The sequence below is a fragment of the Brachyspira catarrhinii genome (assembly GCF_005518285.1).
Taxonomy (GTDB): Bacteria; Spirochaetota; Brachyspiria; order Brachyspirales; family Brachyspiraceae; genus Brachyspira; species Brachyspira catarrhinii.
Map to the genome: position 1 here is coordinate 1 of NZ_SJDU01000550.1, position 1,184 is coordinate 1,184.

A 1,184-nucleotide genomic window follows, 5' to 3' on the forward strand; every position below is an offset into this window, starting at 1 on the left:
ATACCATTCAAAAAATTAAGAAATAATGTTAGAAATAAAATAAATAGAGACATAGATATACATATAAATAATTTGATGGAAGAAAAGTTAAATAATATAAATTATAATATTAATAGCCTTATACACATAAATAACTTAGAAAAATTAAATAATATAACAGAAAGTATAAGTTATAGAATCAGAAAAACTACACCACAACCATATTTATATGTTGTTGATTTTCACATAGCAGAACATTGTAATTTAAACTGTTACAGTTGTAGTAATTTTTCTCAGCTTGCAGAAGAAGAATATATTGACATAGAGACATTTAGAAAAGATGTTAATAGATTATATGAATTAACAAAAGGTTTAATAAAAGAAATTCATATAATTGGAGGAGAACCATTATTAAATAAACAATGTCAAGAATATTTTAAAATAGTAAGAGCATTTTTTAAAACAAATATTTTGCAATTATGGACAAATGGTATACTTTTATTAAAAAAAGAAGATAAATTTTGGCAATCTTGTAAAGATAATGATGTAGAAATTGTTATTACAAAATATCCTATAAAATTAAATTTTAATGAAATAGAAAATAAAGCTAATGAATTTGATGTAAAAATAAAGTATACTAATCCTGACGGACAAAAGAAAAGTTGGAAATTCATATTAGATGATAAAAGAAAAAATGATGGATTTTATAACTTTACAACTTGTGTTATGGCTAATATTTGTGTTTCTATAAAAAAAGGAAAAATGTATACTTGTGCATTTGTTCCAAATATAGAGCACTATAATAAATATTTTAATAAAAATTTAGAAGTTACAGAATTAGATTATCTTGATATATATAAGGTAAGTAGCTACAAGGAAATACTTGAATTCTTATCTAAGCCTATACCATTTTGTGAATATTGTAATGTAGAAAAATGGAAAGCACTTGAAACTTGGAGAAATTCAAAAAAAACTATTGAGGAATATAGTGATGATTAATTTCAAAGTTAAATATTTGTTATACTTTAAGATTAATTTTTTTAGTTTCATTGCAAGAATTATATTATATGTTTTAACAGTAAAAATATATTAAAGGTACTAATTAATGCACAGCACAAAATAAAATATTTCTTTATAAAAAAAGAGAGCATAAATTTATGCTCTGGCTTTTTATATTTTAAACAAATTAAAAAAAGGAGATAAAA

The 1,184-nt window shown here is 21.3% G+C and carries 1 protein-coding gene; it reads left to right on the forward strand.

What is annotated here, in order from left to right:
* Positions 1 to 978: 4Fe-4S cluster-binding domain-containing protein (locus tag EZH24_RS12225; protein WP_137999338.1), on the forward strand; the 978-nt coding region annotated here is incomplete at its 5' end.
* Positions 979 to 1,184 lie beyond the last annotated feature (206 nt).